Source organism: Gracilibacillus sp. HCP3S3_G5_2 (assembly GCF_052063305.1).
In the GTDB taxonomy this organism is placed as follows: domain Bacteria; phylum Bacillota; class Bacilli; order Bacillales; family Amphibacillaceae; genus Gracilibacillus.
In genome coordinates, this window is the sequence record NZ_JBQHXU010000002.1 from 226,068 (window position 1) to 240,741 (window position 14,674).

The following is a 14,674-nucleotide window of genomic DNA, read 5'->3' on the forward strand; positions in this document are numbered from 1 at the left end:
AAATAAATATTGGATTTTTAAAAAAGGAGATTTATTACTCCCTTTTTACATAGAATTATCTTTATAGCATAATTGTGGTAATTCCAATACTTCAGCAACCGTTATGAGTAAACCTGTTCCGATAAAATGTGATGCAGTCTGTTTTGCATTTGGAATCCCTGCCTTTTCAAATTTTAATGTCAAGGATTCAAATATAGTAAGGAACAGTTTTTTTACATGCTCACGAATACCAGCCTCCGCAATTGCATGTGCTTGCATAACCATTAATACTTCATCACGGTGTGTCTGAATGATTTGTTCAAATGCAGTTCCCATTGTTTCAATTAACTTATCAGCAGGTGCTTGAACGTTTGAAAACGTATCGTATATTCTGCTGAAAGCCTGGTCAATTACTGCTTTAAATAGTTCTTCCTTGTTTGTGAAAAAGTGAAATACATATGGCTGTGTCACTCCTGCAGCTTTTGCAACCATTGCAGTTGTTGCTTTATAATACCCCTTTTCTGCAAATACTGGTACCGCATTATCAATAATCATTTCTTTTTTATCTTCTCTTGGTGGCATGATATCATCCTCGTGTTTTTATTTATCAATAAATAAATGGTAATTTATTTAGAGCTTTTTGTCAACAGAACTTGTTAACTAGCTAATACAAACAAAAACACCGTTTAATTAGTTAGTTAATTTGACGGTGTTTTTATGTAAGATTAATTGTTTTTCGGTAATTTTAATGTCATCGGATCTGCAAATTGATAGCCTTTTTCCCTTAAACCTTTCACGATATCTTCTAATGCTTCTGCCGTCCATTCTCTATCATGCATTAATAAATTTGCACCGGGGCTTAATAAGGAGTATGGAACATCTGCCTCTGGCGCTTCACCAGAGATCATTGCCTCTTTGAGCTTTTCTGGATCCGTATACGGTTCAAAATAATCATAACCATATGTCCAATTCATCAACAACATTCCTTGCTCTTCCACCACTGATTTAGCATAATCGGTATTATCGCCATGTGGTGCTCGGAAAAATTTTGGTTTTTCTCCAATTATTTCTTCAATCAAATCGTTTAATTCCACTATTTCCTGCTTTTGAGTTTGTTCATCCACATCTGATAACCTTTGATGATTGTAGGTATGGTTTCCAATGGCAAATCCCATTTCGTGTATCTGACGAAGCTTATGCTTATCTTCATCAGTTTGTAAGAAATGACCATTCACAAAGAAAATTGCCGGTACTTCTAGTTCTTTTAAAATCTGTGCCATTTCTAAGGCATATTTATCTGGAGCATCGTCAATTGTAAGTAAAACTATATCTTCATCGGTTCCTTCTTTAAGGGGGATCAGATTCCAGTTTTCATCTAATTCATACAATGGTTCGGTTCTTTCTTGTACTTTTTCTTCATCCTCACGCTGATTGTCGTCTTTTTCCTCCGTAACTGGTGGCTCCTCCACATCTTCTGTTGAAGTTTCGTCCGTACTAGCTTCTTCACTGTCAGTTCCTTCATTTTCTTCGTTCCTATTATCACTACATGCAACCAGACCGATTAATATTGCTAATAACAATGTATAGATACTTTTTTTAACCAACGAAAATTCCTCCATTTTAAAAAAATAAAAAGATAAACATACCCTGCTCTGTTCATTTCTATTAATAACTACTGTGAACTAGTGAAAAATATTTTCTACCATTCTGATTGGTGATGAGTATTAAAAATTCCTTCATGTTTATGTAGGTTGTGCATTCTTTTGTTTTTAAAAAGGAGCCTGCAAGAGCAGACTCCTTCTTTGTTCAATTTTATTTTACAATATGAATTGGTGTTCCGATAGCAACTTCTGCTGTTTCCATGGTAATCTCACCTAATGTCGGGTGAGCATGAATAGTAAGAGCTAAGTCTTCTGCTGTCATACCAGCTTCAATTGCAAGTCCAAGTTCAGAAATCATATCACTTGCATTTGGGCCAGCAATTTGCGCACCAATGATTAAGCCGTCTTCTTTACGTGTAATTAGCTTCATAAATCCTTCCGCTGCATTTAGTGATAATGCACGACCATTCGCAGCAAATGGGAATTTAGATGCTTTCACATCGTAACCAGCTTCTTTTGCTTCTTCTTCAGAATAACCTACAGTAGCTAATTCTGGATCAGAGAATACTACAGCTGGAATGGCATTGTAGTCAATTACTGCATTTTCTCCCGCAATTGCTTCTGCAGCTATCTTTCCTTCATAAGAAGCTTTGTGTGCAAGAGGTGGTCCAGCAACAATGTCACCAATTGCGTAAATATTATCGACACTTGTACGACATTGCTCATCAATTTTAATAAGACCTCTTTCGCCCATTTCGATGCCAACTTGTTCTAATCCAAGTTCATCTGTGTTAGGTTTGCGTCCAACAGTCACAAGTACATAATCAGCTTCAACAGTTTCCGTTTTACCATTTGCTTCATACGTAACTTTCACACCATTTTCTGTTTCTTCTACACCTTGTGCCATTGCTTCCGTTACGATCGTTGCACCTTTAGCTTTTAATTTCTTTTTAACTAAGGAACTCATTTGCTTCTCGAAGCCACCTAAGATCTCTTTCATACCTTCTAAGATGGTTACTTCTGTACCAAAGTTAGCATAGGCACTACCTAACTCAGTACCAACATATCCCCCACCAATAACAACAAGCTTCTTAGGAATTTCTTTCAAGTTAAGTGCACCTGTTGAATCTAATACACGATCAGAGAATTTAAAAGTTGGTAATTCAATTGGGCGTGATCCTGTTGCAATAATACAGTTTTTGAAAGTATAAGTCTGGGAATTTTTATCATCCATTACTTTAACAGTATTTTTGTCAACAAAGTATACTTCCCCTTGTACTAGATCTACTTTATTACCTTTTAATAGACCTTCTACTCCGCCAGTTAACTTCTTAACAACAGAGCTCTTCCATTCTTGCACTTTTGAAAAGTCAACAGAAACATTTTCTGCAGAAATTCCTAATGCTTCGTCACCTTTTGCATGATCGAATCGGTGACCTGCTTCGATTAATGCTTTAGATGGAATACATCCAACGTTAAGACATACACCACCAACAGTACCTTTTTCAACAACTGTTACTTTTTGACCAGTCTGCGCTGCACGAATAGCCGCAACATATCCCCCTGGTCCAGCTCCTACTACTAGTGTGTCTAATTCAACTGGGAAATCTCCTACTACCATCTCTTACCCCTCCATCATAATTAATTGTGGGTCTGCTAATAAACGTTTAACTTGATTTAACGCTAATTGAGCAGTAGCACCGTCTACAATTCTGTGATCAAAGCTTAATGATAATGCTAGAACTGGTGCCACAACAATTTCTCCGTCACGTACTACAGGTTTTTCTGCAATACGTCCGATACCAAGGATTGCTGCCTCAGGATAATTAATAACTGGTGTAAACCATTGACCACCTGCAGAACCAATGTTTGAAATTGTACAAGATGCACCTTTCATTTCATTTGGTGCTAATTTACCGTCTCTAGCTTTAACAGCAAGTTCATTGATTTCGCTAGAGATAGTAAAAATTGATTTTGAATCTGCATTTTTAACAACTGGTACTAATAGTCCTTTTTCAGTATCTGCTGCAATTCCAATATTGAAATAGTGCTTATAGATGATTTCATCAGTATCATCATCAATAGAAGCATTTAGAATTGGATATTTAGAAAGTGCAGATGTGAGAGCTTTTACAACATATGGTAAGTATGTTAACTTAATGTCTTGCTCTGCTGCAATTGGCTTAAATTTCTTACGATGAGCTACTAACTCTGTAACATCTACTTCATCATGTAACGTTACATGAGGTGCTTTATGCTTAGAATTAACCATTGCATTAGCGATCGCTTTGCGAATTCCACTCATCTTCTCACGAGTTTCTGGGAATTCACCCTCTGGAACAGATGGAGCAGAAGTTTGAGCTGGTTCTTCACTTGCTTGATCTGCAGTTGTTTCTGCTTTTTGACCACCATTTAAGAACGCATCAATATCTTCTTTTAATACTCGATTATTTTTTCCTGTTCCTTGTACTTCTGCAATATTAACATTATTATCACGTGCATATTTACGAACAGAAGGCATCGCGATTACGCGGTTGTTCGGGTCTTTAGCTGTTGGCTCTTGTTTTTCTTCTTTACCCGCTTCGTCATTTTTAGCTTCTTCTTTATTAGCTTCTTTTGGTTCATCTTTAGCTCCATCATCTGAAGAACCTTCATCTTCATATCCTTCAGCATCTATAGTAATTATTGTTTCTCCTACTGTAGCTACTGAACCTTCATCAAAATGTACTTCTTTCACCGTACCCTCTACTGGAGAAGGTATTTCAACAACTGCTTTATCGTTTTGTACTTCACAAAGCACATCGTCTTCTTTAATTTCTTCACCAGCTTTTACAAACCACTTTACAATCTCACCCTCATGGATACCTTCTCCAATGTCAGGTAATTTAAATTCAAAAGCCATTCATATGACCTCCCGTCTCGATTTTATTGCTTAGAAATTAATGACTTTATTTACTTTCTCGATAATATCGTTATAGTTTGGTAACCAAACTTCTTCTGCTTGTGTAAAAGCATAGACTGTATCAGGAGCTGCTACTGTTAAGATTGGCGCTTCTAAATGTAGTATTGCTCGTTCTTGAATATTCGATACTACATAGGAAGCAATACCAGCTTGGCGTTGCGCTTCTTGTACCATAACTACTCGATTAGTTTTTTCTACTGACTTAATAATCGTTTCAAAGTCAACAGGCATTACTGTACGCAAGTCAATCACTTCTGCATCAATACCGTCTTTTTCTAGTTCTTCTGCAGCTTTTAGTGCAGAGTGAACCATCGCACCATATGCAATTAATGTTACGTCATTACCTTCTCGAACAACATTCGCTTTACCTAATTCAAGTGTATAAGATTCCTCTGGAACTTCTTCACGGAAAGAACGGTAAAGTTTCATATGTTCTAAAAATACTACCGGATCATTATCACGAATTGATTGAATTAAAAGACCTTTTGCATCATAAGGACCAGATGGAATAACTACTTTCATACCTGGTTGTTGTGCTATAAGACCTTCTAAAGAGTCTGCATGAAGTTCCGGTGTATGCACACCTCCACCAAATGGTGAACGAATCGTAATGGGAGCACTTTGTGTATTACCAGAGCGATAACGTAAACGTGCCATTTGTCCATTAATAGCATCCATTGCTTCATACACGAAACCAAAGAATTGAATCTCAGGTACCGGACGGAATCCTTGCGTTACAAGACCGACGGAAATACCTGCGATTGCAGATTCAGCTAGTGGTGTATCAAATACTCGGTCTTCACCGAATTCTTTTTGTAATCCTTCTGTTGCACGGAAGACACCACCGTTTTGGCCAACATCTTCTCCGAACACTAGTACATTTTCATCGTTTTTTAGTTCTACTCGTAAAGCATCAGTAATTGCTTGGATCATTGTCATTTGAGCCATGATTTACTTCGACTCCTTTGCTTTATATTCTTCCATTTGTTCCTGCAAGTGAGCTGGAAGTTCTTCATACATGTTACTAATTAAATCAGTAACTTTCTGCTTCGGCTGTTCATCTGTTTTCTTAATCGCAGCTTTGATTTCTTCTTTTGCCTTTTCGATTACTTCATTTTCTTCTTCTTCAGACCACAGGCCTTTTTCTTCTAAGAATTTACGGAAACGAACAATCGGATCTTTTTTCTCCCATTCGTTGTCCATCTCTTCTGTACGATAGCGAGTTGGATCATCACCAGCCATTGTATGTGGACCATAACGGTAAGTTAACGTTTCGATTAATGTTGGACCTTCTCCATTAACAGCACGTTCTCTAGCTTCTTTTGTTGCAGCATAAACAGCAAGAACATCCATACCATCTACTTGGATACCTTCAATACCTGCAGCAACAGCTTTTTGTGCTAGGGTTTCCGCTGCAGTTTGCTTTTCAACTGGTACTGAAATAGCAAAACGGTTATTTTGCACAACAAAAATTGCCGGAGCCTGATAAGCACCTGCAAAGTTAATTCCTTCATAGAAGTCACCTTGAGAAGTACCACCATCACCAGTATAAGTAATAGCTACGGATTTTTTACCTCGTTTTTTCATACCCATCGCTACACCAGCTGCTTGTGTATACTGTGCACCAATGATAATTTGCGGACTTAAAGCATTAACACCTTCAGGCATTTGGTTACCATGGTAATGCCCACGAGAGAATAAAAATGCTTGATATAATGGAAGTCCCTGCCAGATTAACTGTGGTACATCACGGTAACCTGGAAGAATAAAATCTTCTTTTTCAAGCGCAAACTGTGTCCCTAATTGTGACGCTTCTTGTCCTGCAGTAGGTGCATAGAATCCCAAACGTCCTTGACGGTTTAACGCAATCGAACGTTGATCAAGAATTCTTGTGTACACCATACGATACATAATTTCTTTTAACTCTTCATCTGAAAGATCAGGCATAGCGTCTTCGTTAACGACCTTACCTTCTTCATTCAGAATTTGAAACGTTTCAAACTGTTCTTCAATATTTTCTAAAGTACGTTTCAAAAGAATTCACCTCTTCCTTTCCTTTATAGCCTAATTTAAATTTATCAAAATTAGCTTTCCCAAAAGATTAAAAAATCTGTACCAAAGTCGTTATTATTGCTATACCCTTTAAGGCCAAAAATAATCAACCTATGTAATTAAATAAAACTGTTACATAAGAATTGACTTATAATACTGGTACAATTTTTACTCATGTATAGTTTAGCTTATTGAAGTTAGTTGGTCAAACACTTTGCAATATTTAATTACAATTTTACAAGAAGCTTTTCAAACAGTGTCCGATATTAATTAAAGCGCTTTAATTCAAATCTGTTTCATAAACTTTTTTTATCTGTACTATTTTTGTCATCTTTTAAAAAGCAGAAAAAAAGCTTTCGAATATATCGAAAGCTTTACTCATAGCTAACATTTAGGTCAGCTGCTCTGTAAAATTCTTCTTTAAGTTGATTATAATCATCAGTCAGTTGATTAAATTCTGTGTTAATTGCCATTACATTATCGTAAGATTGATTTACATTGTCAATTTGATCACGAAGATCTTCTTCCGTAAGTTCTTGGTCCATGAATAATTCATATAACATTCTATCCTCATCTAAAGAGACTATATATGCGTCATTTAAGTGTTGATAGGCCTCATAGCGCTGTTCCATCGTTTCAATCATTTCAAGGGCAACTTCTTTAGGTTCTTCATCCAAATCATCGACATATTCTTTCACTTGGGAAAACTCTTCTTCAGCTACCTTCATACTTTCTAGTTCAGTCTGTAGCAATTCTTTTCGATCTTCGATTGTAGAAATTGCTTGTTCAGATAGCGATGTGATTTCTTCCATTTCATCAGCAGTCAATTCAATAATTTGATTATATAGCTCCTGCTCTTCCTTTTCTAAAGCAGTGAATGGCTCTTGTTGTTCAACAAATGGTCGCTCCAATTCTACCGTCTCTTCTAAGTGGTTATACATCTCGTTCGCAACAGATTCTCCACTACAACCAACTAATACCATTCCAAGCAAAACGCCGATTAGAAATAATTTCTTCATAGTCCCTAAATCCTCCTAAAGCAACATCATTAATAATTTGAAGCCCATCCATTATAACATAAAAAAATGGACCGTTTGTACAAAAGTGAAAATTTGATAAAGTCGAATTCTATATTTTTTCCTCATTTTTAGTTATTATAGATAATACGAATATTTATGAGAGGTGTATGTCAATGATTACAATGAAAGATATAGTTAGAGAGGGGAACCCTGTCTTAACACAAGTTGCAAAAGAGGTAGAACTACCACCTACTGAAGAAGAGAAAAGTACATTGAAGGAAATGCTACAGTTTTTAAAAAATAGTCAAGATGAAGAGATCGCTAAAAAATATGATTTGCGTGCTGGTGTTGGCTTAGCGGCTCCACAAATCGGTATTTCCAAGAGAATGATTGCTGTTCACTTTCAAGACTTTGAGGAGAAGGAATATAGTTATGGGCTCTTTAATCCGAAGATTGTGAGCCATTCCGTTGCAGAAACATACCTCTCTAGTGGTGAAGGTTGTCTATCTGTTGATAGAGAAGTGCCTGGTTATGTTCCGCGCTATCAAAAGATTACCATAAAAGCCATTGACTTAGAGGGGAATGAAGTAAAGCTTAAATTAAGAGGCTATGCTGCGATCGTATTTCAGCATGAGATTGATCATTTAAATGGTGTAATGTTTTATGATCGTATTAATAAACAAGATCCTTTTACAGTTCCTGAAAACGCCAAGCCGTGTGACCAATAATAAAATCATGCTACACAAACAGCCCGTTTCACCAAAATGGAAACGGGCTTCTTTATGAGCTGATTTATAGTAGATACGTACTCCGAACTAATCCCCGTTCTGAATTTGAGTGCATGCATACGCTGCGGAAAAATATTCGCTTTCCACGGGCACGGTCTCAGCTTCCTCGGAAAGCAACAATCGCTTTCCTCCGGGATCTTCAGCTCGTGCTGTTCCCGTAGGAGTCTACATATTTTCCCTGCGCTTATCATAGAGTTCTCATTTTAGGAAGCGTAGATCCTTAGTAATTGATATCTATAGTCTTCCACTTCCATAAAGGGAATCCATCTCATTAGCGTAGGTAGAATGCGAAGACTCCTGGGGGACAGCGAGAGCTGAAGATCCACTTGGTAAAGTGGGTTTCTTTACCAAGTTAGCTGAAGCCGAGCCCAAAGAAAGCGAAGCGTTCTGCCGAAGCGAATGGTAGCACTCGTCAAAATTCGATAAAAAAAGACTCATCTCACTTCGCGTTATATGTTTTTTATGCTAATTTTTTTAAAATCGATAATGAATTCATTTTACGTACATTTATTTAATCAACGATAATTTTCTCATGGCGTTGCTTAAGCCGTTTTGATCTACATCGTCCGTTACCAGGGTTGCTGCTTCTTTAACTTCTTGTACACTATTTCCCATCGCAACACCTGTATGAACTTTTGCAATCATTTCTAAATCATTTAAGCCATCACCAAAGGCATATGTATCTTCCCAGCTAAGATTTAAAGCCTCAATAAATTTCTCAATACCTTTCGCCTTTGATCCATTTTGGGGCATTACATCACAAGAAACTTGATGCCATCTAACAAAACGCAGCTGCTGAAAGGTCTCTTCATAGATTTGTTGCTCGATTTCTTCATTAAATAATAGTACTTGAAATATTTTTTTGTTTTTATAATACTCTGTGTCTTCAAGCGGGTGACTTCGCTTTAAACTTTCCATTCCTTGTTTAATGTGTGGATGATTACTTACCGATGATTTCATGTCATTTATCCCCTGATAAACCAGTGGGTGGTTATGTTCAACACTAAAGTCCGTTAATTCTTCAAGTTGATCTTCAGCAATTGGCTGCTGATAAATAACCTGACCATTGGATACCACGTATTGGCCATTAAAACTAACGTAGGATTGAATATTTAATTCTTTCAGAATATCTTGAAACATAAATGGGGCACGACCGGTAGCTATTGCTACAACCACCCCTGACTCGTGAAGTAGTTTCACCGCTTCTTTCGTTGCAGGCGGTATTTGTTTGTCATGATTTAAGATTGTCCCATCAATATCAAGAAACACAACTTTTTGTCCCAATTTCATTCTCCTCTATAATTAGTACTAAGAAATTACCATTTCTGATTATACCATGAAGAAAATGCATAAGTATAATAAACAAAGCTAAAACTAAGTGAAAGCTATTGATATCAGCGCCCTGATTAAGATAATTAGAAAATAATTCATTAATTTTGACCTTTTTTGTTTCAAATTTTCAAAAATCATACTATACTATAAAGTAATAGGGATTGGATCGGTTCGTTGAATACTTGCTTTTCTTTTCTATTGAATAGGAAGGAGTTGAGCGGTAATTATGTTAAAACGTTTAAGAGAAAAATTAAAACGACGCATTCGGGAAGTTTTACGGAGAAAACGTATACCAACTACTATTAAGCATTCTAAAGATTTTTACAAACAATCAACAAAACAAACCATAGAATCGAAAAAGAAATAACAACTAAAGGAGAGATAGCATGATTTATAAAGTACTTTATCAGGAAGATGCATCTGAAATACCTGTACGTGAGCATACAAAGAGTTTATATATTGAAGCTTCTTCTGAAAGAGAAGTCCGTGATTCTTTAAAAGGAAAGAACATCAATATTGAATTAATCCAATTGTTAAGTGAGGCACATTTAGAATATGAACAACAATCACCTGTTTTTAAAGTGGAGACAGCTTAGCGTATGAAATTTGTAAAAAATGACCAAACAGCGGTTTTTGCTCTGGGTGGTTTAGGTGAAATTGGTAAAAACACTTACGGTGTACAATTCCAAGACGAAATCATTCTTATCGATGCTGGGATCAAGTTTCCTGAGGATGAATTATTAGGAATTGATTATGTTATTCCTGATTACACCTACCTTGTGCAAAATCAAGATAAAATTAAAGGCTTATTCATCACACATGGTCACGAAGACCATATTGGTGGATTACCTTATTTACTGCGTGAAATAAATGTGCCTATTTATGCGGGTAAATTAGCAATTGGGCTTATTCGAAATAAATTGGATGAACACGGATTATTAAGAAAGACAAAGTTACACACCTTTCAAGAAGATGATGTATTTAAATTTAGAAAAACAGCTGTGTCCTTTTTCAGAACGACACATAGTATTCCAGATTCTTATGGTATTGTTGTAAAAACACCTCCAGGAAATATTGTTCATACTGGTGACTTTAAATTTGATTTTACACCAGTTGGAGAACCTGCCAATCTCGCAAGAATGGCAGAAATAGGTAAAGAAGGAGTTCTTTGCTTGTTATCAGATAGTACAAACAGTGAAGTTCCTGGATTTACTTTATCAGAACGCGTAGTTGGTGACAGTATAAATGATATTTTTTCCAGAGTGGATGGTAGATTAATTTTTGCTACTTTTGCATCTAATATTCACCGTTTGCAACAAGTCGTTGAAGCAGCTGTTAAACATAATCGTAAAATTGCCGTATTCGGACGAAGCATGGAAGGTTCTATTAAGATTGGACAAGAGCTCGGATATATTCGTGCACCAAAAAATACGTTTATTGACGCACATCAAATTAACCAACTTCCTGCTAACGAAGTAACCATCCTTTGTACCGGTTCACAAGGAGAACCTATGGCTGCATTATCTAGAATTGCGAACGGTACACACCGTCAAATTCAGATTATCCCTGGTGACACAGTTGTATTCTCTTCTTCACCAATCCCTGGGAATACACTAAGTGTTAGCAAAATCATTAATCAATTATATCGTGCAGGTGCTGAAGTCATTCATGGCCCACTTAACGACATTCACACTTCGGGTCACGGTGGTCAGCAAGAACAAAAATTGATGCTAAGGTTAATCCAGCCTAAATACTTTATGCCTATTCACGGTGAATATCGGATGTTGAAAGAGCATACGAAACTAGCCGATGATTGTGGCATACCACCTAAACATAGTTTTATTATGGATAATGGAGAAGTTTTGGCATTAGGAAAAGATAGTGCCGCCATTGCTGGTAAAATCCCTTCAGGCTCCATCTATGTAGACGGTAGCGGAATTGGGGATATTGGTAATATCGTATTACGTGATCGTCGCATCCTATCTGAAGAAGGATTAGTTATCGTTGTCGTAAGTATCAATATGAAGGAATTTAAAATAGCATCAGGTCCAGATATTATATCCCGTGGGTTTGTCTATATGCGAGAATCTGAGGACTTAATCAACGAAGCACAAAAGCTTGTTTCCAAGCACTTAAATAAAGTAATGGAACGTAAGACTACCCAGTGGTCTGAAATTAAAAATGAAATAACCGATACAATCGCACCATTCCTTTATGATAAAACAAAACGCCGTCCTATGATTTTACCAATCATTATGGAGGTATAAACTAAAACCCGTTTCAAATTATATTTGAAACGGGTTTTTATTCATCAGTTAAATACTGTCGTAATCAAAGGTTTTAATCTTCGACCACTAACTGTTTTTCAAATCGTGCTATATCTTTATCAGCTCCAATAACGATCAGAATATCATCTTTTTCGATTTCTTGTGTCGCCATTGGTGAAACATTAATCCCTTTTTCATCTGCTTCTTTAATTGCAACAACGTTACAGCCAAACTGGGCACGAATGTCTAGTTCAAGTAACGTTTTTCCGTGCATTTTATCTCCCGCTTTGACCTCCACTATACTATGATCATCAGATAATTCTAGATGATCCAGAATATTTGTCGAGATAATACTATGTGCAATACGTTTCCCCATGTCACGCTCTGGATGTACAACATGATCTGCACCAATTTTATCTAATATTTTTGCATGGTAATCATTTTGAGCTTTAACGGTTATCTTGTTGACTCCCAATTCTTTTAACATTAGTGTAGTAAGTGTACTTGCTTGGATATCATCTCCGATTGCGACAATTACATGATCAATGTTTCGAATACCTAATTCCTTTAATACATTTTCATCTGTTGTATCTGCAATTACAGCATGTGCCGCAATATTTTTAAATTCTTTAATCTTGTCCTCTTGTATATCAATTGCCAGTACATCTAACCCGTCTGCGCTTAACTCCCGGCAGATACTTCCCCCAAACCGTCCTAAACCAATTACAGCGAATTCTCGTTTCATATACAACTCCTCCAACAGTAAATAATCATACTCATTTTATCACATTGAAAAGAAAAAGAAACCAGATAATATATCTGGTTTCAACAAAATTTATAAAGCGTCTAACATTTCAAACTGAGATTTTACAAGATCATAATATTCGCCTTTTGCCTTCATTAATTCATCATGATTCCCTTGTTCTAAAATACGACCATGCTCCAACACAATAATATTATCTGCCTCTCTAATAGTAGACAAGCGGTGAGCAATCATAATTGCCGTACGACCTTCTAATAATTTCCGTAATGCTTGTTGAATTTTAACTTCTGTTTCAGTATCAATACTAGCTGTTGCTTCATCTAATATTAAGATTCTAGGATCTGCCAATAATGCACGCGCGAAAGATAACAACTGTCTTTCACCTGCTGACAAGATATTCCCTCGCTCTTCAACCTCAGTATGATATCCATTTGATAACCTGTTAATAAAATCGTCTGCTCCCACTACTTTTGCTGCTGCTATTACTTCTTCATCAGTTGCTTCTGGACGACCAAATCGGATATTTTCCATAATGGTACCAGAGAAAATAAAAGTATCCTGTAAGACAACGGATATATTGGTTCGTAGACTATCCAACCTCATGTCTCGTAAATTATGGCCATCAATTCTTACTTCACCTTTAGTCGGGTCATAAAAACGACTGATTAAGTTGGCAATTGTTGATTTACCAGAACCAGTATGTCCAACTAGCGCCACCGTCTGTCCTGGCTTCATTTCTAATGAAATTTCGTGTAATGCAACACGATCTTCATCATAAGAAAATTGTACTTTGTCAAATACGATGTGACCTTTCATATTTTCAAAAGTTTTGGCATCATTCTTTTCTACCACATTAGGCTGTTCATCAAGAAATTCAAAAATTCGTTCAGATGATGCCATCGCTACTAATAATTGATTATAAATTTGCCCTAAACGAGAAATAGGCTCCCAGAACATACCTAAATAAAATGCAAACGACACGAACACACCAATCTCAATATTTCCAGTTATAATCAAATGTGCACCGTATGAAATTAAAATAACAGTACCAATAGCATTACTCATTTCTACAAAAGGACCAAAATAGGCACTCTTCTTCATGGCAATTCTTTCTTTTTCATAGTTATCTGTATTTACACCATTGAAGAATTCTGTATTTTCCTTTTCTTGTGAGAAGGATTGTGTAATACGGATTCCTTGCATACTTTCATTCAAGTGTGAATTTAGCCGTGATTTTTGAATTCGAACGTCCTGCCATGAACGGCGAATGTTTCTTCGTAATTTGGTAGAAATAAAAAACATGATTGGCAAAATAATTAATACTGCTAATGCTAATTGAGGACTCAATGCAAACAAAATGATAATGATACCTGATAGCATAACAAGGTCCATCAATAAATTAATGATACCGTTCGTAAATAATTCCTGTAATGAATTAACATCATTCAATATTCGTACCAAAATCGATCCCGCAGATCTTTTATCGAAAAAATTATGTGATAATCGTTGAACGTGTGAAAATAATCCCTTTCGTAAATCATGAATAACTCGCTGACCTAAAATATTGACCCATCTAATGCGAAATGTATTGGCTACATAACTTAAGAGATATAATATGGATATTGCTATAATCAAATAAGTTAATAAGCTAACGTCTTGTTCCGCAATCGCCCTATCAATTACCCATGTACCTATCAATACTGGTACAACTAATCTAACAAATGTCGATACTAGCATAGCCGCTATTGCTGCTGGCATTAAAGTCTTTGCATATGGTTTTAAATAAAAGAGTAGCCGTAACATTTGTTTCCAGTTGAACGGCTTCTCTACCGCTTGATCCAATGGATAATAAAATCGATTTAAATGCGGACTGCCTTTTTTCATTTCTTTTGCTGTCATCGATTTAGCCAC

At 36.3% G+C, this 14,674-nt stretch carries 13 protein-coding genes; 3 read left to right on the plus strand and 10 right to left on the minus strand.

The features are described from left to right. Nucleotides 1–45: 45 nt before the first annotated feature. The 7 genes from ACTNEP_RS03575 to ACTNEP_RS03605 all read right to left on the minus strand — a co-directional run bounded on the left by ACTNEP_RS03575 (nt 46) and on the right by ACTNEP_RS03605 (nt 7,613). Nucleotides 46–561 (minus strand): TetR/AcrR family transcriptional regulator, encoded by a 516-nt coding sequence (locus ACTNEP_RS03575; protein WP_441160278.1) that lies wholly within the window; start codon nt 559–561, stop codon nt 46–48. A gap of 143 nt (nt 562–704) precedes the next feature. Further along, on the minus strand, nt 705–1,583 hold the full coding sequence (locus ACTNEP_RS03580; protein ID WP_441160279.1) for a polysaccharide deacetylase family protein: 879 nt from the start codon (nt 1,581–1,583) through the stop codon (nt 705–707). Between the two features lie 208 nt (nt 1,584–1,791). Next, a complete protein-coding gene (gene lpdA / locus ACTNEP_RS03585; protein ID WP_441160281.1) occupies nt 1,792–3,201 on the minus strand; it encodes a dihydrolipoyl dehydrogenase in 1,410 nt (469 codons plus the stop codon). A 3-nt stretch (nt 3,202–3,204) separates the two neighbouring features. Then, a complete protein-coding gene (locus ACTNEP_RS03590; protein WP_441160282.1) occupies nt 3,205–4,482 on the minus strand; it encodes a dihydrolipoamide acetyltransferase family protein in 1,278 nt (425 codons plus the stop codon). Between the two features lie 30 nt (nt 4,483–4,512). After that, nucleotides 4,513–5,490 (minus strand): alpha-ketoacid dehydrogenase subunit beta, encoded by a 978-nt coding sequence (locus tag ACTNEP_RS03595; RefSeq protein WP_441160283.1) that lies wholly within the window; start codon nt 5,488–5,490, stop codon nt 4,513–4,515. Between the two features lie 3 nt (nt 5,491–5,493). Next, entirely contained in the window at nt 5,494–6,576 is a 1,083-nt protein-coding gene (gene pdhA / locus ACTNEP_RS03600) for a pyruvate dehydrogenase (acetyl-transferring) E1 component subunit alpha (protein ID WP_441160284.1), read from the minus strand. A gap of 392 nt (nt 6,577–6,968) precedes the next feature. Further along, nucleotides 6,969–7,613 carry a YkyA family protein gene (locus ACTNEP_RS03605; protein ID WP_441160286.1) on the minus strand — a complete coding sequence of 215 codons (645 nt, stop codon included), beginning with the start codon at nt 7,611–7,613 and terminating at the stop codon, nt 6,969–6,971. A 173-nt stretch (nt 7,614–7,786) separates the two neighbouring features. Between ACTNEP_RS03605 and def the strand changes: the two genes are divergently transcribed. Beyond that, a complete protein-coding gene (gene def / locus ACTNEP_RS03610; RefSeq protein ID WP_441160287.1) occupies nt 7,787–8,341 on the plus strand; it encodes a peptide deformylase in 555 nt (184 codons plus the stop codon). 567 nt (nt 8,342–8,908) lie between these two features. Here def and ACTNEP_RS03615 read toward each other — a convergent pair. Beyond that, nucleotides 8,909–9,691: a Cof-type HAD-IIB family hydrolase gene (locus ACTNEP_RS03615; protein WP_441160288.1), complete on the minus strand. Its 783-nt coding sequence runs from the start codon at nt 9,689–9,691 to the stop codon at nt 8,909–8,911. A 428-nt stretch (nt 9,692–10,119) separates the two neighbouring features. On the opposite strand from ACTNEP_RS03615, the gene ACTNEP_RS03620 reads away from it, so the two are divergent. Continuing rightward, the gene (locus ACTNEP_RS03620; protein WP_441160289.1) at nt 10,120–10,329 is read left to right on the plus strand and encodes a DNA-dependent RNA polymerase subunit epsilon; all 210 of its coding nucleotides are present in this window, start codon (nt 10,120–10,122) and stop codon (nt 10,327–10,329) included. A 3-nt stretch (nt 10,330–10,332) separates the two neighbouring features. After that, entirely contained in the window at nt 10,333–12,000 is a 1,668-nt protein-coding gene (rnjA, locus tag ACTNEP_RS03625; protein ID WP_441160290.1) for a ribonuclease J1, read from the plus strand. Nucleotides 12,001–12,073: 73 nt separating this feature from the next. Here the strand turns inward: rnjA and ACTNEP_RS03630 are convergent, their stop codons facing one another. After that, nucleotides 12,074–12,745, minus strand: coding sequence for a potassium channel family protein (locus tag ACTNEP_RS03630; protein WP_441160291.1), 672 nt, complete (start codon nt 12,743–12,745; stop codon nt 12,074–12,076). 90 nt (nt 12,746–12,835) lie between these two features. Next, nucleotides 12,836–14,662: an ABC transporter ATP-binding protein gene (locus ACTNEP_RS03635; protein ID WP_441160592.1), complete on the minus strand. Its 1,827-nt coding sequence runs from the start codon at nt 14,660–14,662 to the stop codon at nt 12,836–12,838. Nucleotides 14,663–14,674: the final 12 nt, after the last annotated feature.

Excerpts from the sequence above, each read along its gene's own strand:
- ACTNEP_RS03620 (WP_441160289.1), top strand. The coding sequence starts at position 10,120 with ATGATTTATAAAGTACTTTATCAGGAAGATGCATCTGAAATACCTGTA.
- ACTNEP_RS03615 (WP_441160288.1), bottom strand. The coding sequence starts at position 9,691 with ATGAAATTGGGACAAAAAGTTGTGTTTCTTGATATTGATGGGACAATC.
- ACTNEP_RS03575 (WP_441160278.1), bottom strand. The coding sequence starts at position 561 with ATGCCACCAAGAGAAGATAAAAAAGAAATGATTATTGATAATGCGGTA.
- ACTNEP_RS03605 (WP_441160286.1), bottom strand. The coding sequence starts at position 7,613 with ATGAAGAAATTATTTCTAATCGGCGTTTTGCTTGGAATGGTATTAGTT.
- rnjA (WP_441160290.1), top strand. The coding sequence starts at position 10,333 with ATGAAATTTGTAAAAAATGACCAAACAGCGGTTTTTGCTCTGGGTGGT.
- def (WP_441160287.1), top strand. The coding sequence starts at position 7,787 with ATGATTACAATGAAAGATATAGTTAGAGAGGGGAACCCTGTCTTAACA.
- ACTNEP_RS03595 (WP_441160283.1), bottom strand. The coding sequence starts at position 5,490 with ATGGCTCAAATGACAATGATCCAAGCAATTACTGATGCTTTACGAGTA.
- ACTNEP_RS03635 (WP_441160592.1), bottom strand. The coding sequence starts at position 14,662 with ATGACAGCAAAAGAAATGAAAAAAGGCAGTCCGCATTTAAATCGATTT.
- ACTNEP_RS03630 (WP_441160291.1), bottom strand. The coding sequence starts at position 12,745 with ATGAAACGAGAATTCGCTGTAATTGGTTTAGGACGGTTTGGGGGAAGT.
- lpdA (WP_441160281.1), bottom strand. The coding sequence starts at position 3,201 with ATGGTAGTAGGAGATTTCCCAGTTGAATTAGACACACTAGTAGTAGGA.
- ACTNEP_RS03590 (WP_441160282.1), bottom strand. The coding sequence starts at position 4,482 with ATGGCTTTTGAATTTAAATTACCTGACATTGGAGAAGGTATCCATGAG.